A 21142-nucleotide genomic window follows, 5' to 3' on the forward strand; every position below is an offset into this window, starting at 1 on the left:
ATAAGATTGAAAAAATAAGGATGACCGAAGCCCTTTAAGGTTTCGATATGATATTTTGTCATGGCCGGGATATTTGAGTTCATCTTCGGACGTAGCGTGTCGCAACTTCGGTCGTTCCGCACCAAGGGATTTCCCTTTGGCGATACGAATTATATTACTACCTCCAAGGTAGTGACCTCTATTCGACATGGATTGCTATCCTCCATGGATGTTTAATTTAGTTCTCAATCAGGATCGCGCGGAAGTCGTTTACGTTGGTGAGCGTCGGGCCGGTGATCAGGAGATCGTCGATTTTGGCGAATGCGCTATAGGCGTCGTTATTGGCCAGATATTCCCGAAGGTCGATCCCGGCTGAAATCGCCTTTTGCCAGCTTGTCGGGTCGATGATCGCACCGGCGTTATCTTCGCTGCCATCAATCCCGTCGGTATCAATCGCAAGCGCGCTGAACCCTTCGTGATCGCGGAACTGGATCAGGAGGGAGAGCAGAAATTCGCTGTTGCGGCCACCACGACCCCCCTTGGCGCGGACCGTGACGGTTGTTTCACCGCCCGATAGCAGCACGCAGGGTCTGGCGGCGGGTTGGCCGTGATTGGCGACCTGATGGGCGATCCCGGCATGGACGATGGCGACCTCGCGGGCTTCGCCTTCGATGGCATCGCCCAGAATGACCGGATTGATGCCAAGGTCGCGGGCGACTTTGGCCGCGGCCTCCAGACTGTCCTGCGGGCGTGACAGCATGATCACTTCATGCCCGTCAAAGCATTTGTCGCCCGGTTTGACGGTTTCATGGATGTCGTTATTCAAAAGTTCGGTCGCGGCAAGCGGTATTTCGATCCGGTAACGGCGGATGATATCAAGCGCATCCTGCCCGGTTGTCGGATCGGCAACCGTGGGACCGGATGCGATGATTGCCGGATCGTCGCCCGGCACATCGGATACCAGATAGGTGGCCATGCGTGCGGGGGCACAGGCGGCGGCCAGCCTGCCGCCCTTGATCGCCGAAAGATGCTTGCGCACACAGTTCATTTCGGAAATGGTCGCACCGCTATGAAGCAGGGCCTTGCTGATTGCCTGTTTGTCTTCGAGTGTCAGGCCCGGACCGGGCAGGGCCAGCAGGGCCGATCCGCCGCCCGAAATCATGCAGACCACCAGATCATCGGGACCAGCGGATTTGACGATATCAAGAATACGCTGGGCGGCCTTTTGCCCGGCGACGTCGGGGACCGGGTGGGAGGCTTCGACAATTTCGATTTTCTCGCACGGGACCGCATGACCATAGCGGGTGACGACCAGACCGGAAACATCGCCATCCCATGCCTGTTCAAAGGCGCGCGCCATATTGGCCGATGCCTTGCCCGCACCGATGATAATGGTTTTGCCCTTGGGCTTTGGCGGCAGGTTGCGCGGAATCTGGACCGCAGGATCGGCGGCCTTAAGGGCGGCATCCATCAACTGCAAAAGCGTGTCGCGCGATGTCGTCATGTCTGGTTTCCCTGAATGGTCGTATTTTTATCGTTCTTGTAATTGTATTTGCGGCTCAGTTCGGTTTGTTCACGGCGGCCAGTTTGAAATATTCGATGACCGCCTGCAAATGTTCGGACATGGCTTTTTCCGAGGCGTCCGGGTCACGGGCGGCGATGGCTTCGACAATCGCATAATGATGTTCCTGCACCATCCGGTCAAAGGACGGGCCGGACAGATTGTTAAAGCGGATTTCGGTCAGGGCCGCCTGCAGGACATCGTGCAGCATTTTCATGACGTGGTAATAGATGATTGATCCGCTGGCGCGGCCGATCATCATATGCAGGCGATGGTCATCATCTGCGCGGTATTTTGGCGCGCGACGCGGATCGTGGGCCTGCCGGTAGGCGATGCGCAGCAGTTCGATATCCTCGTCACTGGCATTGATGGCAGCCCGACGTGCGGCCCATGTTTCGAGCGTGCAGCGGATTTCCTGCAGGTCGCGCAGATTGTTAAGCGAGTCCCGGACAAGATCGGTCATCGCGGTATCCATTTCGACCCCGGTCGAAGACAGGACTTCGGTGCCGCCGCCCTGAACCGCGCGCAGGTAACCACGGGTTTTAAGCTTTTGCAGGGCGGCACGGACCGAAACGCGGCTGACTTTCATGTCCTCGGCCAACTGTCGTTCGCCCGGCAGGCGATCACCGGGCAGGAACATGCCCGCAGTGATCATGTCGAGAAGCTTGTCGGCAACCTGATCGGCAATCCTTTTGGGCCGGTTGGCATCAACCGTGTCCGAAGACGGTACAGGTTTGACAGGCGGCATGTTCTGAACACTCCAGCAGCGACTGTACTCCAGCCGACAAACGCGTTTGATTTTATTGGTCATACCACTTTACGGGATGTTTGGCGTTGCTGCAAAGTGTCCGTTGAACTGTTGTAAAGGGGACGTGCGGGCGACCTTGTCAGTCCTGCAATAAATTGATAGTTCAACAGGGTCCGATGTGCCGGTTCGTGCCGGTTCCGGACCCGAAAATTTCAAGCTGCCCCAATTTCAGGAGAATTCGCGTGAGCCACCATACCGGGTCGCTGCTGGGCCATGATGATCCCGCACCGTTTGAGGTTTTGAACGAGAACGGCAAGGGGCATTCGCTTTTTGTCTGTGACCATGCTTCGCGCGAAATCCCCAAAAGCCTTGGCACGCTGGGCCTGCCGGAAGAAGAACGCAAACGCCATATCGGTTGGGATATCGGGGCGCGCAAGGTGACCGAAATTCTGGTTGAACGGTTTGATTGTCCGGCGGTTTTGGGCGGGTTTTCGCGGCTGGTGATCGATTGCAACCGGCAGCTTTGGGACCCGACCGGGATGCCCGAAATCGCCGATCAGACGGTGGTGCCGGGCAATAAAAACGTTTCGCCGACGGAGCATATGAAGCGCATCCGCGAGATTTTCCTGCCTTATCACGGGGCCATCGAGGAACGGATTGCCAATTTCCATGCCCATAAAATCGTCCCGGCCCTGATCGCCATTCACAGCTTTACCCCGGTGTTCCAAGGGTTTGAACGCCCGTGGGAGATCGGCGTGCTTTGGGATCAGGATGGCCGTATTCCGGTGCCGTTGCTGGCAAAACTTCGCGAACAGAATCCCGATCTGACGATTGGTGATAACGAACCCTATTCCGGGCAGCATATGGCCGATTACACCATCGATCATCACGGCGAAGCCGGTGGGTTGCCCTGTGTGTCGATTGAAATCCGCCAGGATCTGATTGATACTGATGCGGGATGTGAAAAATGGGCCAAAATCCTTGGCGATGCGTTTGTCGACATCCTGGCCGACCCGAACCTTTATAAAATCAGGAGAGACTGATTTGGCGGTGTCCCATTCGCGCGAACCGGGCTTTTCCATCGGGATCGAGGAAGAATTCTGGCTGGTGGACCGCGAAAGCCGCGATCTGGCGACGGACCCGGCAGCGGATTTTCTGAAAGACTGCAAGGCCGAACTGGGCGATCAGGTTTCAAGCGAGTTCATGCGATGCCAGGTCGAAACCGGCACCAAGGTTTGCAACAGTGCGGCCGAGGCGCGTGACCAGCTAACGCATATGCGCAGCACGGTTGCCGATATTGCCGCACGTTATGACATGGCGTTGCTGGCGGCATCGACCCATCCGTTTGCGCAATGGGACAGCCAGAAACATACCGAGGGCGAGCGTTACAGCACGATTGCGCGCGACCTTCGCACGGTTGTTGATCGGCTTCTGATTTGCGGGATGCATGTGCATGTCGGGATCGAGGATGACGATCTGCGGATCGAACTGATGGCGCAGGCGAGTTATTTTCTGCCGCATCTTCTGGCACTGACGACCAGTTCGCCATTCTGGCGCGGGCGTGATACCGGGCTTCAGACATTTCGGCTTTCGGTGTTTGATAACCTGCCGCGTACCGGCTTGCCGGAAGTGTTCGGATCATGGGCGGAATATCGCCGCCATGTCGATATGCTGATCCAGGCCGGGGTGATCGAAGATGGCACCAAGCTTTGGTGGGATTTGCGCCCCAGTGACCGTTGGCCGACGCTTGAAATGCGGATTGCCGATGTCTGCACCGATCTGGAAGATGCGATCTGTGTTGCATCGATCACGCGATGCCTGATGCGGATGCTGTATCGTTTGCGGCGTAATAATCAGCGCTGGCGGATTTATTCGAACATGCTGGTGCGTGAAAATCGCTGGCGGGCGTGCCGGTATGGCAGCGACGCCGGGGATAAAACCGGGCTGATCGATTTTGGCCGGGCGGAGATAGTGCCCTATGCCGATCTGCTTGAAGAAATCATCGAACTGATCCGCCCGGATGCGGAGTATTTCGGCTGTGTCGCGGAAGTCGAACATGCGCGCACCATTATCAAACGCGGCACAAGCGCACGCCGCCAGCGCGAGATTTATACCGATGCGGTGGAAAACGGCGCCAGCCCGCGCGATGCGTTGCTTGCGGTGGCCGATCACCTGATCATGCATACGGTGCCCGGCGAAAAATCCGCAGTTTGAAAGCCGTCTGAAATTTGCCGGGCGAACGGGTCTTGTCATGGCAAAGCGCATTGAGTATCGTCGCGCCGCATTAAAATTCAGCGCACCGGTTTCCGCTGCGCAAACATGATCGGAGAATATCAGGAATGACCGAAGTCGGTGGAATCGCAGCCGATCAGCTTGCGAGCTATGTCGAACGCATCGAACGCCTTGAAGAAGAAAAAGCCAACCTGATGGCTGATATCAAGGAAGTTTACGGTGAAGCCAAGGCGCTTGGTTATGACGTGAAAATCCTGCGCCAGATTATCCGTCTGCGCAAAATGGAAGATCACGAACGCACCGAACAGGAAGAAATCCTTGAGGTTTACAAACGTGCGCTTGGCATGAGCTGATCTGCTTTGTCAGGAGTGTCGCGCCAAGATGCAAAGCCCGCTTTCGAGCGGGCTTTTGTTTTTGTATCCTGTGGCGATGAATGACCGCAATCGCCCCCAAATCACAAGCGAAGTCACAGAAGGCGTTTGCCGTCTTTTGTATCATCATCGCATGGCGTGCCTGACCGAGCTTAGGCTTGGCAACGGGCGGAGGCTTGATGTGCTGGCCCTTGGGGAAAAGGGTGATCTTTGGGCCGTCGAGGTCAAATCATCGGTCGAGGATTTTCGCGTTGATCAGAAGTGGGAAAGCTATCTTGATTATTGCGACCGGTTTTTCTTTGCCGTGCCGATGGAATTTCCGCGCGACCTGATCCCGGTCGGTGTCGGATTGATCGTTGCCGACCGGTTTGAAGCGGCCATTGTCCGCTCCGCGCCGGAGCCGGATCAGAAACTGTCAGCAGCGCGCAGAAAGAAATTACTGATTTCATTCGGAAGGACGGCAGCAGGCCGGATGACTCCGGAAGCGGACAGTGAAATCTTTGTTCTGTAAAGTATGAAAAACTAAATTAGAAAACAGTATAAATCTGTGAATGTATAAGTCTTTGTTATGTAATACTTATACGATACCCCGATAGGAAACGGATACCTTAGGGTAGTATTTCTTGTCTCATTTTTGAACTAATATCCTAACAAACATGTCACTTGGTTGCGCTAGTGGTCGCTGACTACACTCTGCCGCGCGGTCAGGTGATAGAAGAAAATATCCCTGGAAACGATCAAGATCGGTTTATGCCGCGGAAACCTGTATGACGGGGTGCATTTTTGCGCGCCTGTCGGATCGTGGGGGTACGATGGCGGGGATGGGACGTGCTGCGAGAGCGGCTGCAAGCTTTGGGCTTGTATCGGGGGATGGCATCGGGGCGCGGGGGCGTTACATCCGGTATGCCGGTCCGAACTTTATCCGGTGCGGAACTGCGCACCTGTCTGTGGCTATCCAAGCCCGGCGTATCTTCAGATTTTCAATAAAAACAAGCAACCGGCATTTGCCGCGCACGCATTTCGCATCTGGTGGAATGGGGCCGGCGAATGATCGTTGTGTCGCCAATGAGCTGGTTAAGGGACATCGCAAAAACAAGGGTGACGCCATAGTCACCATCTTCCGGGAAGCTGTTGGGGCAGTTGCCTGATATCCTTGTAGTTACAATTGGTTAGAACGTTACAGAATGAAAACTTTCGTCAATCTGAATATCGGTACCAAGTTGGCGGTCCTGCCGCTGATCGGGGTTATCGCCATTGCCATTGTGGGCGTCATCGGGGGACGCGCGATTGTATCACTTAGCAACGGTCTGGAATTTGCCGTTTCGGAGGCCTATCCGGAGGTTCGCGATATCGGCAATATCGACCGTAATGTCACCAAGGTTCATCAGACGGTTTATCGCCTGCTGTCATGGTCGGCCGCAGGCGTTGACGAAGACCGTATGAGCAGCGTGAATGCGGAATTGCAGTCGCAGATTACGGCGGCGCGCGATGCCTTTACCCAGATGCTGGGAGATCAGAACCTGCCAGGGCCGGAACGCGAAATCGCGGAAGGTGCGGCCAAGCTTTACGAAGATTACCTGGCCAAGATCGATCAGGTTCTGGGGATGCTTGATATCGAGTATACCGGGGCGCTGAGTTTTTCATGGTCGGCACAGTCGGATTACGAAAGCCTGATGGCGACATTGGCCGAGCTTCGTGAAACGGCGGAAAACCGCATGGATGTTGCCAGTTCGGATGCGATGGCAGCCGGCATGACAGCCCAGAACCAGACAATCATTGCATCGGTTGTTGCCGTTCTTGCGATGGTGCTGATCAGTTTTGCCATCACGCGCGTGATCGGCGTGCCGGTCAAACGGTTGACCGCGACCATGCGCGAACTGGCCGATGGAAGGGCGGATATCGATGTGCCCTTTACCGGGCGGACCGATGAAATGGGCAGCATGGCAGGCGCGGTTGAAGTGTTCCGCCAGAATGCCGAAAGTTTGCAGGAAGCCGAGCGCAAACGCATAGAGGACGAAGCCAAGGCGGCCGAGGAAAAACGCCGCACCATGCAGGAACTTGCCGCCGAGATCGAAACATCGGTGCAGGGAACCGCAACCGCGGTCAGTGCCGCGATCGAACAGATCGGGGCATCGGCCAGTGCAATGTTGACCAATGCCGAACGCACCGATCAGCAAAGCGAGAATGCCTATGATGCGTCGGGCAAATCCAGCCGCAATATGGGTGAGATTTCAGAGGCGGCCAACAGCCTTGCCGCCGCGATTTCCCAGATCAGCAATGAAATCCAGGAAAGCAGCCGACGCGCACAGGCCGCAAGCGAGCAGGCATTGGATGCGGATGCCAAAATCCGCAAGCTTGAAGAAGCCAGTGTCCGGATCGAGGATGTTGCGGCACTGATTGGCAATATTGCTGAGCAGACCAACCTTCTGGCACTGAACGCGACGATTGAATCGGCCCGTGCCGGGGACGCCGGAAAGGGCTTTGCGGTTGTGGCCAACGAGGTCAAGAACCTTGCCAGCCAGACGGCACGGTCGACCGAGGAAATCGCATCCGAAATTGCCAATGTCCGCACGGAAACCGTTCTTGCGGTCGAGGCGATCCAGACGATTGTTGCCAGCGTCAATGACGTCAACGGTATCCTTAAAGCCATCGCCGATGCGGTGCTGGAGCAGGGGACGGCCACCGGCCAGATCAGCAACAGCATTTCGGAAGCCGCCGGGTATGCCGAAACCGTATCAGGCGGGATTGGCGATGTGCGTGAAATTGCCCGTGCCACACGCGAGTCCGCAGATTCCGTCGGGCAGGCAACCGGCGAGCTTGGCCGTCAGATGACCGGTCTGAGTTCATCCGTGGACGGGCTTGTCGCCCGTTTGCGGGCGGTCTGATCCATTTTCCATTTTACTTCCAACAGGTTCATCAAAGGGGATTACCTGATGAAAACACTTATGCGTCTTTTTGTATCTGCCATGACCGCACTTTGCCTGACCACCGGCCTTGCACAGGCCCAGGACAAGGCGGCAACCGCACAGGGGCTGGTTGACAAGGCCATCGCACTTTATGACGAAGTTGGTCAGGACAAGTCCTTTGCCACCTTCAACGACAAGGACGGCGAATATGTTTTTGATGAGTATTATGTGATTGTCGCCGACGGCGAGAAGGGCACGTTCCTGACCCATGCGATCAATCCGAAGCTGATCAACAATCCGAAAATCTGGGATCTTCAGGATGTGAACAGCAATTTCATCATTCGTGACATGGTGGAAACCGGCAAGACGAACCCGGATGGCGGCTGGTCCAACTATACCTGGACCCACCCGGAAACCAAGAAACTTGCCGAAAAGAAAACCTGGGTAAAGCCGCATGACGGCAAAATCTTTATGGTCGGTTATTACGAGTAATCGGTGCCGAATCGCAAGAGATGTCAAAGGTCACCCGTCGGGTGACCTTTTTCCATTTTGTAATGTTTTTCGTTCATGGAAGTATCTATTTTCCTGTGACGGCCGTCAGACAAATAGTGAAATAAAAGTTACGAAGCATTTTACTGGTATAGATATTTGAGTTTCGACACTATTCGATGGTCTATATTTGTTCCAAACTTTCATAAGTTTGATGTCGAATGGTAAATTATCTTAAATATTGAATAGGTTATAATGCTTCTCAGCTTCAGAGGCCCGCGCAAGACGGGCTGATATCTCCTGGGTGGAAGCGCTGGCAACTGCGGCGTTATTCCAACGCAGCGTTCGGGTGTTCAGTCGTTTAACGACAAATGAGTGGGAGATAGCTGTGAGAAAAATCAAGCGGGCAATCTTTTTGTCCGGCGGTGGACCTGCCGTCGGATTAAGTATCGGGGTTCTGAAACGACTTCAGCAGGAACCCGATATCACGTTCGATATCTGGTCATCTGCCTGCATCGGTGCATGGCTTTCGGTGGCCTGGCATCAGGCGGACGAAGGACAGGAACTTGATCAGACGATCGGGTTTTTCCGCAAGATATTCCGCCCGGCAAGCGTTTATGAACGCTTTCCGATTGCATCGGCCTTTGCGCCGGATTTCTTTTCCGATTTCGCCAACCGGCTTTCCTATTTCTTTAACCCGGGCAGCTATCAGGGGCTGATCGTCCCCGAAGCCATCGGTGAGGCCGCCGAGCATGTCCGCCATTTCATGGGCAATCCGAAATACTGGACGCCCCATAACCTTAACGATGTGCTGTTGAACGGTATTCTGGCGGTCAATCCGCTGTCGCGCTTCATGATCGGTGCGATGTACCAGACCAAGACCAAGGGATTGGCGAAAATCTATTCGCCCGACAGCATGTTCCTGGATCGGCTTGATTTCGACCGGTTGTATCAGCCTGATAAACCGGCCCTTTTCCACAATGCCTATAACCTGACACAGCAGCGGTTAGAGCTGTTTACCAACAAGCCCGATCATTACAATCTGCCGCAGATGAATGCGCAGACGCTGTGTGCCTGTTCGGCCCTGCCGTTTATCGAGGAACCGGTTGAAATAAACGGCGATACCTATTGCGAGGGGGCGACGGTTGATACGGTCAATTTCTTTGACTTCCTGCACCATCATCCCGATGTCGAGGAAGTCTGGGTCAGCCGTATTCTGGACCTTAAGCAGGTGCGTCAGCCGGAAAACCTGTATGACGCGCTGAATAACCTGATCATGCTGTTTGCCGCATCGGCAAGCGAGGATGCGGTCAAGGCCTTCAAACGTGAAGTCGCCGAAAGCGGGCGGAAGATCGACATCATCGAAATCCCGGTTTCCCCGCATATCAATTACGACTGGACGTGGGAGAACCTTGATCGCGGGATTGACGATGGCTATCAGGCGACCGATGACATGATCGCCAGTTACCGCAGCCGGCAGCTTCGCGAACATCCGGTGCGTGATCTGCGCCGTCGTGCGGCACGGGTTCTGCCCGATCTGCATTTCCCGCTGGGCGGGCCGCGGCCGCGACTGGCGTAACATCAACATAAAAAAGGGGCCGCTGATCATGCGGCCCCTTTGATTTTTGACAGATTTTTGGAAGGCCGCGTTATTCCGCGGCTTTCAGATGTTCCGGCGGGTTGCGGAACTGTTCCAGCAGTTCGGCCTCGCGGGTTTTGACCTTGTCGATATTGCCATCCTTGATATGGCCGTAACCACGGATCTGTTCGGGCAGGGCCAGAAGGGCATTGGCAATTCGGGCATTGTCATGGTTAAGGCCAGTGATGACCTCGTCCAACAGTGCCTCGTAATCGGCAATCAATTGACGTTCCATTTTGCGTTCATGGGTACGACCGAACGGATCGAGTGCCGTGCCGCGCAGGAACTTGAATTTCGCAAGAATGCCAAAGGCACTCATCATCCACGGACCGAAGGCCTGCTTTTTCAGGTGGCCGGTTTCCGGGTCCCTGTCGGCAAGGGCCGGTGGGGCCAGATGGAACCGGATTTTGTAATCGCCGGTGAAGTTTTTGGCGAGTTTGGCCCTGAAAGCCGGATCGGTATAAAGACGGGCGACTTCATACTCGTCCTTGTAGGCGAGCAGTTTGAAGTAATATTTCGCCACCGTCCGTGCGAGATCATCACCGCCATCAAGACGTTTTTCCGCCGCCGCAACCCTGTCGACCAGTGCGGCAAACCGGTTGGCATAGGCCGCGTTCTGATAATCGGTCAGGAAGGCCTTGCGTTTGGCAACCATGTCGGAAAGCGTGGTGGCAATCGGATGTGCTTCGGCCTCGTTCGGGCCGATGACATCAAGCACGCGTTTCGGATCATGGGCAAACAGGCGGCCCCAATAGAAGGACTGCTTGTTCATATCAATCGCGACACCGTTGAGATCAATCGCCTGCATCAGGGCTTCTTCGGTGATCGGGATCAGGCCGCGCTGCCATGCGACACCCAGCATGAACAGGTTGGTCGCAATCGAATTGCCCATCAGGCGGGTGGCGATATCGCTGCCTTCGACGAAATTCACCGCATCAGCACCACAGGCGTCCGAAATGACCTTCATATGCTCGTTCGATTTCAGCTGGAAATCGGGGTTGCGGGTAAAGGCACCGGTGACCGTTTCATGGGTGTTGATCACGGCCTGGGTAAAGTTGCGGCGCATCTTGGCAAGGCCTTCGAAGCTTGCCGCGACCAGAAGATCACAGCCCAGCACGACATTGGCCTCGCCCGCCGGAATGCGGGCGGCATGGAGTTTTTCCTGCGTATCGGCAAATCGGATATGGCTTACGACCGCACCGCCTTTTTGCGCCAAGCCCGCCATATCAAGACCGACAATTCCCTTGCCCTCGATATGGGCGGCCATGCCAAGCAGCGCACCGATGGTTACGACACCCGTGCCGCCAACGCCCGTGATCAGAACCGACCACGGATCGGTGATATCGGGCAGGGTCGGGCGCGGCAGGCTGGCGAAGATGGCATCGCCCGCATTACCGCTTTTGGCGGCGGCTTCGGGTTTGCGCAGCGATCCGCCTTCGATGGTGACGAAGCTTGGGCAGAAGCCATTCAGGCAGGAGAAATCCTTGTTGCAGGCCGACTGGTCAATGGCGCGCTTGCGGCCAAATTCGGTTTCGACCGGCACGACGGCCAGACAGTTGGATTTTTCGCCGCAATCGCCGCAGCCTTCGCACACCAGATCATTGATGAAGACCCGTTTGGGCGGATCGACCATCAGTTTGCGTTTGCGACGGCGGCGTTTTTCGGCCGCACAGGTCTGATCAAAGATCAGGATGGTCACGCCTTCGATTTCACGCAGTTCTTTCTGGGTGTTTTCCAGTTCGTCGCGATGACGGATATCAACGCCATCGGCGAAATGCGATGCGACCGGATATTTATCGGGTTCGTCGGACAGAACGATGATGCGTTTCACCCCTTCATCGGCCATCTGGCGGGTGATTTGCGGCACGGTCAGCGGGCCGTCAACCGGCTGGCCGCCGGTCATGGCGACCGCATCGTTAAACAGGATTTTATAGGTGATGTTGACACCGGCCGCGACGGCGGCGCGCACCGCAAGCGACCCGGAATGGTAATAGGTGCCATCGCCAAGGTTCTGGAAAACGTGCTTTTCATTGGTGAACGGGGCCTGCCCGATCCAGGTGACACCTTCGCCGCCCATATGGGTAAAGGTTTCGGTCGACCGGTCCATCCAGTTGACCATGTAATGGCACCCGATTCCGGCCATGGCACGGCTGCCTTCGGGCACCTTGGTGGAGCTGTTATGCGGGCAACCCGGACAGAACCACGGAATGCGCGCGACATCCGGGCGCGGTTCGGCGATTTCGCGTTCTTTCTGTTCCAGCCAGTCGATGCGTTCGTGGATTTTCGGGCTGTCATAGAAACGGTTGATGCGCTGGGCGAGGACAACCGCGATGCGCGCCGGGGTCAGTTCATCCATCGAGGGCAGAATCCATTCGCCCTTTTCATCGAATTTGCCGATCACGGTCGGGCGGACATCCTCGCGCCAGTTATAAAGCTGTTCCTTGACCTGATTTTCCATCACCGCGCGTTTTTCCTCGACGACGATGATTTCCTCAAGCCCCATGGCAAATTCGCGCACATCGTCACGGTTGAGCGGCCAGCTCATGCCGACCTTCAGCACGCGGATGCCGATTTTGGCGGCATCGGCCTCGGAAATGCCAAGGTCATCGAATGCCTGCATGACATCAAGATAGGCCTTGCCGGTCGTGATGATGCCAAGCCGTGCATTCGGGCTGTCGATGACGGTTTTGTTCAGCTTGTTGGCGCGCGCATAGGCAAGGGCGGCATAGAGTTTGTATTTCATCAGGCGGTGTTCCTGATCCTTTGGCGTGTCGGGCCAACGGATATGGAGCCCGCCTTCGGGCATGTCGAAATTATCGGGGATGACCGGCGTGATGCGATCGGGCGCGACATCGACCGCCGCCGAACTTTCAACCGTTTCGGCGATGGTTTTCATCGCGACCCAGCAACCGGAATAGCGGCTCATGGCCCAGCCATGAATGCCGAAATCAAGGATATCCTGCACCCCCGACGGGTTCAGAACCGGGATTTGCGCATCGATAAAGGCATATTCGGTCTGATGGGGCAGGGTGGATGATTTGCAGGAATGGTCATCACCGGCCAGAACCAGAACGCCGCCATGTTTGGAGGTACCGGCATAGTTGGCGTGTTTGAAAACATCGCCCGACCGGTCAACACCCGGCCCCTTGCCATACCACATGCCAAAGACGCCATCATATTTGGCGTCCTTGTACATATTGACCTGCTGGCTGCCCCAGACGACGGTGGCAGCGAGGTCTTCGTTCACACCGGCCTGAAATTCGATCTGCTGTCGGGTCAGGAATTTTTTGGCGCGCCAAAGCTGCTGATCAAGGCCGCCCAGTGGTGATCCGCGATAACCGGAAATACAGCCGGCGGTGTTCAGGCCTGCGCGCGCGTCAAGCTGGCGCTGCATCAGGGGCAATCGAACCAACGCCTGGATACCGGTCAAATAGACCCGGCCTTCTTCAAGCGTATATTTGTCATCAAGGCTAATTGCCGCCAATTGTGCCATGACCAGTCTCCCTCGGGATCTCTCTCTGATTGTGGGGTCGTGTGGGCCAGTTGCGCTGCTTTTATTGATATAAGTTTACGCGCAGCGTTTTGGTATGGCCCGTAAAATTCTCTTTGCTGTCATTGGCGTTCCGGCTTTGGCGTTTGGTCGGGACGGATCGCTGTCTGACAGGATAATGGTAATGAATGCTGACCTTTTTTCAAATCAACTCGCATTGCAATGTGCAAAACGCTTGATTGCATAGGTTGACGTTGGGTCAACTTAATATTTACTTATTCCGGTACCGATTTACGCGCAATTTTATTGCGAACATGCTGCGACGCGAAATTTCGGCTGTGCCCGAGTCCGGGCTCGGCAATGGGGAAACGGGGTGTTAGTCTCAGTCCGGGTTTGGGTGCTTTAGGGGTTTGACCCTGAGAGCAGGAGCATGAAATGGATCAACGTGTATCGCTGATTACACTTGGCGTTGCGGACCTTGACCGGTCGCGGCGGTTTTACGAAGACGGGCTTGGCTGGAAAGTCACCCAGATGGTCGAGGGGCAGGTGGTTTTCTATCAACTGTCCAACGGCCTTGCGCTTGGACTGTTTGGCCGGGACGACCTGATCAAGGACGGGCAGTTTGATGATGATACCGGTGCCCGTTTTGCCGGCCTGACGATTGCCTATAACACACGGGACGAGGCCGAGGTCGATGCGGTGATGGCAGAGGCAAAGAAAGCCGGTGCCGTCATTCAGAAACCGGCGGAAAAGGTGTTCTGGGGCGGGTATTCGGGATATTTCCGCGATCCGGACGGGCATGCCTGGGAAGTGGCGTATAACCCGTTCTGGGAACTCGATGCCAAGGGTAGTCTGACGATCCCGAAGCCGGAATGATTTTTGACTGCGCCACTAAAAAAAGGCCCTGCTGATAATCCGCAGGGCCTTTTGTTTTAGCTGGCTTTATCCTTGCGCAGATGGGTCAGGAAATGGATCAGCCCACCGGCCAGCAATCCCCAGAACGCCCCGGCAACCCCGAAAAAGGATAGACCGGCGGCGGTGACAAGGAAGGTTACGGCGGCGGCTTCGCGCGCGTCGTCATCCTTGAATGCGGCAACCACCGATCCGGAAAATGCCCCGATCAGGGCAAGGCCGGCAACCGCTTCGATCAGGATCGAGGGGGCGAGACTGACAAAAGCGGTGACAAGCCCGGCCAGCAATCCGAACAGGATGTAAAACACCCCGCCAAAGGCCGCCGCCCAATACCGTTTTTTCGGATCGGGATGGGCGTCTTCGCCCGCACACAGGGCGGCGATGATCGCGGCAAGGTTGACGGCATGCCCGCCAAAGGGGGCGGCAAGTAAAGAGAAAAAGCCGGTGGTGGCAAAAAGCGGGCCGGGCGGGGTATCGTAATTATTGGCGCGCAAAACGGCCGTGCCGGGAATGTTTTGCGATGCCATGGTGACGATAAACAGCGGCAGGGCAATGCCGACCAGACCGGCCAGTGTGAATTCCGGCATGACGAATTCGACCGGCGGCACGATGGCACCGCCAAGGCTGCCTAGGGTATTTTCGGGAAACTCGACACCGACCACCATCACAATGATAAAGGCCAGCAAGGCCGCAGGCACGGCAAACAGGCGATTGATCCGCCCGACCACCAGCCAGGCAATGACAATCGGCAGGCCAAGAAGCGGATTGAACGCAACCGCCTTGATCGGTGCCAGACACAGGCCCAGCAACACACCGGCCAGCATGGCATTGGCAAGCGGGGCGGGAATGGCGGCAACCGCACGGCCCAACGGCTTCCAGATGCCGCAGATGATGATCAGGATCGCGCAAACAATAAATGCCCCGACCGCCACGGCAAAACCGCCGTCAATCGCGCCGGATGTTGCCAGCAAGGCCGCACCGGGGGTGGACCATGCGATGCTGATCGGCATGCGGGTGCGCAATGACAGATAGATCGAGCACAGACCCATGGCGACCGATAGCGCCATCAGGCCCGATGCGGCCTGATCGGGCGTTGCACCAACGGCACCAAGCCCCTGAAGGACGACGGCAAAGGAACTGGCCGATCCGACAAAGGCGGCAAGAATACCCATGAACAGGTTTTGGGGCGAGATATCGCGCAGCATGGTGGCTCCGTCAAACAGGTAAAACGGATGGATGGGAAATGCGGTGGCAGCGCAGTGAATTTAGTGGGATCGTGCGATACAGACCAGAAAAAAAGAAAGCCCCACAGGCATTTACCGGGGGCTTCTTTGGTAGAAGGTTATTCAGGGCAGGTGACAATAACGTTAGGGATGGTGGTCAAAGCATGTCGCGTTTGGTGTGCGGATTTGCCACCTCGTGGGTGCCGATCAGTTTGGCCTGATGGCGGGCAAGGATGTCTTTGGCGCGGTTTTCCTTTGTTTCGTCGGGTGTCTGTACCCAAAGCAGCAACCCGCCATGATCCAGTTCGTCCTGCAATTCACCGGAATATCGTTTGCCGATCATGGCCGCGACCACACCGCCCGCCGCAGCACCAACACCGCCTGCACCGACAATGGCCGCGATGGTCAGGGCAATCGGGCCACCTGCGGCAATCATGACACCGGCCGCGCCAAAGGCGGCGGCATACATGGGGGCACCGACCAGAACGCCCTCGGCATTGCCAATCGGGGTTGGCGCGGTATAGGCGAGCGGGGGCATGTCGGGATCGTTTTCGATATCCTCGACCTTGCTGTAAATATGACCCAGCTTGTCCTCGATGGTGCGTTCGGTCGCAAGCAGGCTTAGATCGGAATGTTTGAAACCGGCTTTTTCCAGATCCTCTGCGGTTTTTTGCAGGGCGGGAAGGTCATGAAAAACGCCAACGGTTTCGTTTCGGGTCCTGAGGATGGACATTTGTGGCCTCCTTTTTATTGAAAGGCTCCCTTAAGCCACCAACGTGCCGGTGTGGTTCTTGGTTCCGAATTTTTCCCGATCCAGTGAAATGCGCCAGAAAAGACAACGGCACCCATCAAGGGTGCCGTTGGTGATCTTTATGGTGCCGGTCTTACCGTTCGGTGATCTTGAATTCGATACGACGGTTGCGGCGATAGGCGATTTCGTCGTCACGGTTATCAAGCGGCTGATATTCGCCAAAGCCCGCAGCAACCAGCCGGTTTGGCGGAACGCCGCGTTCGATCAGGAATTTGACCACCGAAATGGCGCGTGCGGCCGACAGTTCCCAGTTTGATGCGAATTTCAGGTTACGGATCGGAACCTTATCCGTGTGACCATCAACACGCATGACCCAATCGATATCGTCGGGGATTTCGGCCGAAATGGTTTTCAGTGTATCGCCAAGCTTTGCCAGCTGTTCCTGACCTTCTTCGCCAAGATCGGCGGAGCCGGATGTGAACAGGACTTCGGACTGGAAGACAAAGCGGTCGCCCACCACGCGGATATCCTGACGGTCGCCCAGAACTTCGCGCAGGCGGCCAAAGAATTCCGAACGATAACGCTGCAATTCGGCGACCTTGGTGGCAAGGGCGGCATTCAGGCGTTGTCCAAGATTGACGATCTGGGCCTGTTTGTCTTCGTTCTCGCGTTCGGAGACTTCGAGGGCTGCCTGGATTTTCTGAAGCTGCTGGCGCAGGGCCAGCATTTGCTGATTGAGGGCCGCGACCTGAGCCTGTGCCTCGGTGCTGAGCTTTTTCTCGTCTTCAAGTTCGGCTGCGCGCGAGGCCAGCAGGGCGGAAAGTTCTGCGATGCGGCTTTCCTGATCGGCCATCTGTTCGTCGGCTTTTTCGCGTGCGGTGCTAAGCTCGGCCTCTTTTTCCTCAAGATTGGCGAGGGCTGCCAGAAGTTTCTTTTCCATCTCGTCAGCGGACAATTCGGCGGCTGAAAGCTGGCTTGCGAGGGCGGCGGCACGGTCACGCAATTCGTCCCGCTGGTCACTGGTGTTGGAAAGCTCGGTCGTGAGCTGTGTCAGTTCGAGTTCCATGCGCTGATTGTTGGTGCGTTCGAGCGACAAAAGATTTGTCAGCTCGTTCACCTGTGCGGTGAGGTCGTTCAATGCCTGGTCACGCCCGGAAAGGGCAGCACCCAGATAGACCTGCGCGACGACGAAAATCATCAGCAGGAAAATGATCACCATCAACAGGGTGGCCAAGGCATCAACAAAGCCAGGCCAGGTGTTGACGTCGCGATTTCGGCGGCGTGACAACCCGGTCATGCGATCAACCCTCCTCGGCGATCGCGGCGATGGTACGGGCCAGAAGCTTGATCTCGCTTCTGATTTCCTGGGTCGATTGCTGACGGCCCATTGTCAGTTCCTCGCCAACGCGCGAAAGGGTGTTGTCGAGGGACCGGATATGGGCGCGTGTATTGTCATCAATGCCGAAGCTTCCGATTTTCATGGAATCGGAAAGCTGATCAAGCACCGGTTTCAGATGCATCTGGTTTTCCGCCAGCTTGACCATAAGCTGCTGTTCGGCCTTCATCTGATCGGTCAGGGTCGAAAGTTTGTCGGCCAGATCGATCAGGGTGTTATGCGATTTGATCTGCGAGCTTTCGGAGCGCTGGATCGAGTTTTGCAACCCTTCCATATTGTCCGCCATCTGTTCGATCAGGGCCGACAGATAGGCCGGAACCGATTGTTCCCCATCCGAAACCGGACCGCCCGAAGAAAGGCGGGTGAAGCCCGAAAGCCATTCTTCAAGTTCGTTAAAGAAGCGGTTCTGTGCCTGACCGGCCTGCATGTCGATCAGACCAAGGGCCAGTGATCCGGCAAGACCGAAGAGCGAGGACGAAAACGCCGTTCCCATGCCGCCAAGCGGCTCGGCAAGGCCTTCCTTGAGTTCGTTGAACCACAGATCAATATTCTGGCCCGAGCCGACATTGACGTCACCAATGACATTGGCAACCGAGTTGACGGTCTGAAGCAGGCCCCAGAAGGTACCGAGCAGACCAAGGAACACCAGAAGACCAACGACATAGCGCGACAGTTCGCGGCTTTCATCCAGACGGGAACGGATCGAGTCCAGAATGGTGCGGGTTGCCATGGTTGAGAGTTGCGGGCGGTCGCGGCGCTGTTCGGCCATCATGCGTGCCATCGGCAACAGCAGTTTTGGCGGAACCTGCGATGTCAGGCCGGGACGGTTGCGGCGGAAATCCTCGATCCAGGTGACTTCGGCCGACAGGCTTGCGACCATACGGAACGTATAGATCACGCCGACGACAAACACGCCAAGGATCAAACCGTTCAGAACCGCGTTGGCCATGAACGCATCGGACAAAGTCGGAAACAGCAATGCACCGACGGCAGCGATAACGGCGATGAAAATCCCCATCCGCGTCAGATAGCTTCCCGGTTTGGTAACAGCAGGAAGGGTTGCCATGCCGTTGGCCGAATTATTGCTCATGACGGATCAATCCTAGCGTTGAACGGTTTTGATATCGACACGATCCGCCGGGCCGGAAGGAACATTGGCACCCAGCGCACGGACATCGATGCGCGTGGACCGCACACCTTTGTCGATCAGATAGGAACGGACCTGCAGGGCGCGCGAAAGCGACAGGCGGCGTGCCTTGCTGGCATTGTTGGAATCGCCTTCGGCATAGGCCTGAAGCTGAATACGCATGTTTTCATCACTGCCCATGCTTTTGACGATGCTGTCAAGCTGGCTGCGTGCGGCGTTGTTCAGCTCGAAACTGCCCGAACCGAATGCCAGGCTGTATTCGCCAGCACCGGATGGTGCAGATACAACCGGGTCCTTGGCGGCTGGTGGTACTGCGGCGGCTTCGGCTGCCGGTTCTGGTGCCGGGGCCGGCGCGACAGGCGTCTCGTTGCTGGAACGCTGTTCAAGCATTTCCTGCGGTGATGTTGTGGTATCGGGTGCCGGGCTTGGTGCCTCTGGCACGTTTGACTTGTCCGGTATAACCGGTTCCGGTGCCGGAGGAGGCGGTGCCTGTCTGGTTTCCTCGGCCGGAAGCGGCGGGGCTTTTGGGGGTTCGATTTCGGCCGGTTTTGTTTCGACTTTCGGTGCTTCGGGAGCTGGTTCGGCCTTCGGTGCCGCAGGGGATTCGGATGCCTGGGCCATTTCGGCGGCAGGAGCCGGGACCTGTGTCGGTGCCGGTGTCGGTTTGCTTAGTGGAACCGGTGCGCTGCCACTGCCTGTTTTTGCGGCTGCCACCGGGGCAGCCGGTTTGGCGCGCGGGGCTGCAGCCGGTTCAGGCCGGTTAAGCGTGATCACCTGATTTGCGCCATCATCATAGGATGGGCTGGTGGTGACACCGGGGACGCCGTAAAATTGCGACCGGGTCGGGATGTCGTTGCTGCCGGCACCATCAATGACGACGGTTTCAAATCCGTCACCATATGTCGTGCCGCTGACATCCTGCGCAAAGCGGTCTGCGGCAAGGAATTCCGAATGCGGGCGGGTTTCGGGATAGATCAGATCGCTGCCAGCGATCGAAATATGTTCGCGCGAAACCGAGGGTGAAAGATAATTCGGTACGGTCGGTTGTCCGCCGATGCCGTCGGCAACGTCCCAGTTTACCTGTACGCTGTCGTCAACGGATACGGGGGTGTATTGCTGTGCGGATGCACCGCCACTGACAACCGCATTACCGCCCAGTGCTGCCATGAATGCCAGCACCGAAATCTTGGAATACCCCTTCATCAAATCGCAGGCCCCTTGTTACCCTGTGTTTGAACACGTTGTTTTATAACGCACAGTTTTGTGTCGATCTTTTGGCACATTGTTCTTTGTTCATTGTGCCACCCCGATCCAGCCACCCCGATATATGGTTGGCCAGACGGCAAGTACCATAGCTTAGAGCTTGATGATGAACAACCGCTTTGACCTTTGGCAAGGGGCGGGATGCAAAAAGGGCATCCGTGCCAAAGCAGGGATGCCCTTTCAAAAAACGGTAATAAAAGCTGATACTTACTCGGTAACGGCTTTTTTGAGCGTCTTGGCCAGCACGGGCTGGATATAGTCGTTGGCGGCAACGACGCTGCCGGTGCCAAGCATGTTGGTGCCACCTTTGGCATCGCGGACATAGCCGCCTGCTTCGGTGATCATCAGAAGGCCCGCAGCGATATCCCACGCATTAAGATGGGATTCCCAGTAACCGTCAAAGCGACCGGCGGCAACATAGGCCAGATCAAGTGATGCAGCACCCATACGGCGCACGCCGGCACAACGATCCATGACCGAATGAAGCTGTTTTTCGAACGCGGCGTGATCGCCATGTCCGATATGCGGGACACCGCATGCCAGAACGCATTCATTCAGGCGACGACGGCCCGAAACACGCAGGCGACGGTTATCAAGATAGGCGCCAACGCCTTTTTCGGCCCAGAAGAATTCATCCTTGGCGACATCGTAAATGATGCCGGCAATGATTTCGTCACCCTTTTGCAGGGCCACGGAAATCGCAAAATGCGGAATGCCGTGCAGGAAGTTGGTGGTGCCATCAAGCGGATCGATGATCCAGCGGTGCTCCGGATCGGAGCCCTTGATTTCGCCGCCTTCTTCCAGAAGGAAACCATAGCCCGGACGCGCACGTTCAAGTTCTTCGCGCAGGCGTTTTTCGGCACGGTGATCGGCAGCAGATACGAAATCCGCCGGGCCTTTCATCGACACCTGAAGGTTTTCGACTTCACCGAAGTCGCGTTTAAGTCCATAGGCCGCCTTTTCGACGGCCTTGAACATGACATTGATATTTGCTGAACGACGGGCGGCGCCACGCACGGCTCATCTCCCGGTGTT

Annotated in this window: 17 protein-coding genes; 8 read left to right on the forward strand and 9 right to left on the reverse strand. The window is 56.3% G+C overall.

The features are described from left to right. Positions 1-217: 217 nt before the first annotated feature. Together R1T41_RS15505 and R1T41_RS15510 are read right to left on the reverse strand one after the other, a co-directional pair. Positions 218-1483, reverse strand: coding sequence for a glycerate kinase (locus R1T41_RS15505; RefSeq protein ID WP_317337731.1), 1266 nt, complete (start codon positions 1481-1483; stop codon positions 218-220). Between the two features lie 55 nt (positions 1484-1538). After that, on the reverse strand, positions 1539-2288 hold the full coding sequence (locus R1T41_RS15510) for a FadR/GntR family transcriptional regulator (RefSeq protein ID WP_062952497.1): 750 nt from the start codon (positions 2286-2288) through the stop codon (positions 1539-1541). A 242-nt stretch (positions 2289-2530) separates the two neighbouring features. Here R1T41_RS15510 and R1T41_RS15515 point away from each other — a divergent pair, with 242 nt between their 5' ends. The 7 genes from R1T41_RS15515 (at position 2531) to R1T41_RS15545 (ending at position 9865) form a co-directional block, all read left to right on the forward strand. Then, a complete protein-coding gene (locus R1T41_RS15515) occupies positions 2531-3331 on the forward strand; it encodes an N-formylglutamate amidohydrolase (RefSeq protein ID WP_317337732.1) in 801 nt (266 codons plus the stop codon). Position 3332: 1 nt separating this feature from the next. Further along, a complete protein-coding gene (locus R1T41_RS15520; protein ID WP_317337733.1) occupies positions 3333-4502 on the forward strand; it encodes a carboxylate-amine ligase in 1170 nt (389 codons plus the stop codon). Between the two features lie 125 nt (positions 4503-4627). Next, positions 4628-4873 carry a DUF2312 domain-containing protein gene (locus R1T41_RS15525; RefSeq protein WP_007090950.1) on the forward strand — a complete coding sequence of 82 codons (246 nt, stop codon included), beginning with the start codon at positions 4628-4630 and terminating at the stop codon, positions 4871-4873. 28 nt (positions 4874-4901) lie between these two features. Beyond that, positions 4902-5402 carry an MmcB family DNA repair protein gene (locus R1T41_RS15530; protein ID WP_317337734.1) on the forward strand — a complete coding sequence of 167 codons (501 nt, stop codon included), beginning with the start codon at positions 4902-4904 and terminating at the stop codon, positions 5400-5402. Between the two features lie 673 nt (positions 5403-6075). Next, complete coding sequence (locus R1T41_RS15535; RefSeq protein WP_062960108.1) at positions 6076-7776, forward strand: methyl-accepting chemotaxis protein; 1701 nt, start codon at positions 6076-6078, stop codon at positions 7774-7776. A gap of 48 nt (positions 7777-7824) precedes the next feature. After that, positions 7825-8289, forward strand: a complete 465-nt coding sequence (locus R1T41_RS15540) for a cache domain-containing protein (RefSeq protein ID WP_209221786.1) — start codon at positions 7825-7827, stop codon at positions 8287-8289. Between the two features lie 385 nt (positions 8290-8674). After that, positions 8675-9865, forward strand: coding sequence for a patatin-like phospholipase family protein (locus tag R1T41_RS15545; protein ID WP_085645623.1), 1191 nt, complete (start codon positions 8675-8677; stop codon positions 9863-9865). Between the two features lie 70 nt (positions 9866-9935). On the opposite strand, the gene R1T41_RS15550 is transcribed toward R1T41_RS15545, so the two are convergent. After that, positions 9936-13418, reverse strand: a complete 3483-nt coding sequence (locus R1T41_RS15550) for an indolepyruvate ferredoxin oxidoreductase family protein (RefSeq protein ID WP_317337735.1) — start codon at positions 13416-13418, stop codon at positions 9936-9938. Between the two features lie 432 nt (positions 13419-13850). On the opposite strand from R1T41_RS15550, the gene R1T41_RS15555 reads away from it, so the two are divergent. Further along, positions 13851-14291, forward strand: a complete 441-nt coding sequence (locus R1T41_RS15555) for a VOC family protein (RefSeq protein ID WP_317337736.1) — start codon at positions 13851-13853, stop codon at positions 14289-14291. A gap of 56 nt (positions 14292-14347) precedes the next feature. Here R1T41_RS15555 and R1T41_RS15560 read toward each other — a convergent pair whose 3' ends face one another. From R1T41_RS15560 to R1T41_RS15585, 6 genes are all read right to left on the reverse strand, one after another. Next, on the reverse strand, positions 14348-15532 hold the full coding sequence (locus R1T41_RS15560; RefSeq protein ID WP_062952506.1) for a benzoate/H(+) symporter BenE family transporter: 1185 nt from the start codon (positions 15530-15532) through the stop codon (positions 14348-14350). Between the two features lie 175 nt (positions 15533-15707). Next, a complete protein-coding gene (locus tag R1T41_RS15565; RefSeq protein WP_317337737.1) occupies positions 15708-16283 on the reverse strand; it encodes a hypothetical protein in 576 nt (191 codons plus the stop codon). A 151-nt stretch (positions 16284-16434) separates the two neighbouring features. Next, on the reverse strand, positions 16435-17598 hold the full coding sequence (locus R1T41_RS15570) for a peptidoglycan -binding protein (RefSeq protein ID WP_062952508.1): 1164 nt from the start codon (positions 17596-17598) through the stop codon (positions 16435-16437). A 4-nt stretch (positions 17599-17602) separates the two neighbouring features. Continuing rightward, positions 17603-18787: a hypothetical protein gene (locus tag R1T41_RS15575; RefSeq protein ID WP_062952509.1), complete on the reverse strand. Its 1185-nt coding sequence runs from the start codon at positions 18785-18787 to the stop codon at positions 17603-17605. Between the two features lie 12 nt (positions 18788-18799). Continuing rightward, positions 18800-20047, reverse strand: coding sequence for an OmpA family protein (locus R1T41_RS15580; RefSeq protein WP_317337738.1), 1248 nt, complete (start codon positions 20045-20047; stop codon positions 18800-18802). A 267-nt stretch (positions 20048-20314) separates the two neighbouring features. Further along, positions 20315-21124 (reverse strand): inositol monophosphatase family protein, encoded by an 810-nt coding sequence (locus tag R1T41_RS15585; protein ID WP_197467397.1) that lies wholly within the window; start codon positions 21122-21124, stop codon positions 20315-20317. Positions 21125-21142: the final 18 nt, after the last annotated feature.

It is taken from the genome of Thalassospira lucentensis (assembly GCF_032921865.1).
Lineage (GTDB): Bacteria > Pseudomonadota > Alphaproteobacteria > Rhodospirillales > Thalassospiraceae > Thalassospira > Thalassospira lucentensis_A.

Bases quoted from the DNA above. Each gene is read 5' to 3' on its own strand.
- R1T41_RS15505 (WP_317337731.1), bottom strand. From the start codon at position 1,483: ATGACGACATCGCGCGACACGCTTTTGCAGTTGATGGATGCCGCCCTT.
- R1T41_RS15510 (WP_062952497.1), bottom strand. From the start codon at position 2,288: ATGCCGCCTGTCAAACCTGTACCGTCTTCGGACACGGTTGATGCCAAC.
- R1T41_RS15525 (WP_007090950.1), top strand. From the start codon at position 4,628: ATGACCGAAGTCGGTGGAATCGCAGCCGATCAGCTTGCGAGCTATGTC.
- R1T41_RS15530 (WP_317337734.1), top strand. From the start codon at position 4,902: ATGCAAAGCCCGCTTTCGAGCGGGCTTTTGTTTTTGTATCCTGTGGCG.
- R1T41_RS15535 (WP_062960108.1), top strand. From the start codon at position 6,076: ATGAAAACTTTCGTCAATCTGAATATCGGTACCAAGTTGGCGGTCCTG.
- R1T41_RS15540 (WP_209221786.1), top strand. From the start codon at position 7,825: ATGAAAACACTTATGCGTCTTTTTGTATCTGCCATGACCGCACTTTGC.
- R1T41_RS15550 (WP_317337735.1), bottom strand. From the start codon at position 13,418: ATGGCACAATTGGCGGCAATTAGCCTTGATGACAAATATACGCTTGAA.
- R1T41_RS15555 (WP_317337736.1), top strand. From the start codon at position 13,851: ATGGATCAACGTGTATCGCTGATTACACTTGGCGTTGCGGACCTTGAC.
- R1T41_RS15560 (WP_062952506.1), bottom strand. From the start codon at position 15,532: ATGCTGCGCGATATCTCGCCCCAAAACCTGTTCATGGGTATTCTTGCC.
- R1T41_RS15565 (WP_317337737.1), bottom strand. From the start codon at position 16,283: ATGTCCATCCTCAGGACCCGAAACGAAACCGTTGGCGTTTTTCATGAC.
- R1T41_RS15570 (WP_062952508.1), bottom strand. From the start codon at position 17,598: ATGACCGGGTTGTCACGCCGCCGAAATCGCGACGTCAACACCTGGCCT.
- R1T41_RS15575 (WP_062952509.1), bottom strand. From the start codon at position 18,787: ATGAGCAATAATTCGGCCAACGGCATGGCAACCCTTCCTGCTGTTACC.
- R1T41_RS15580 (WP_317337738.1), bottom strand. From the start codon at position 20,047: ATGAAGGGGTATTCCAAGATTTCGGTGCTGGCATTCATGGCAGCACTG.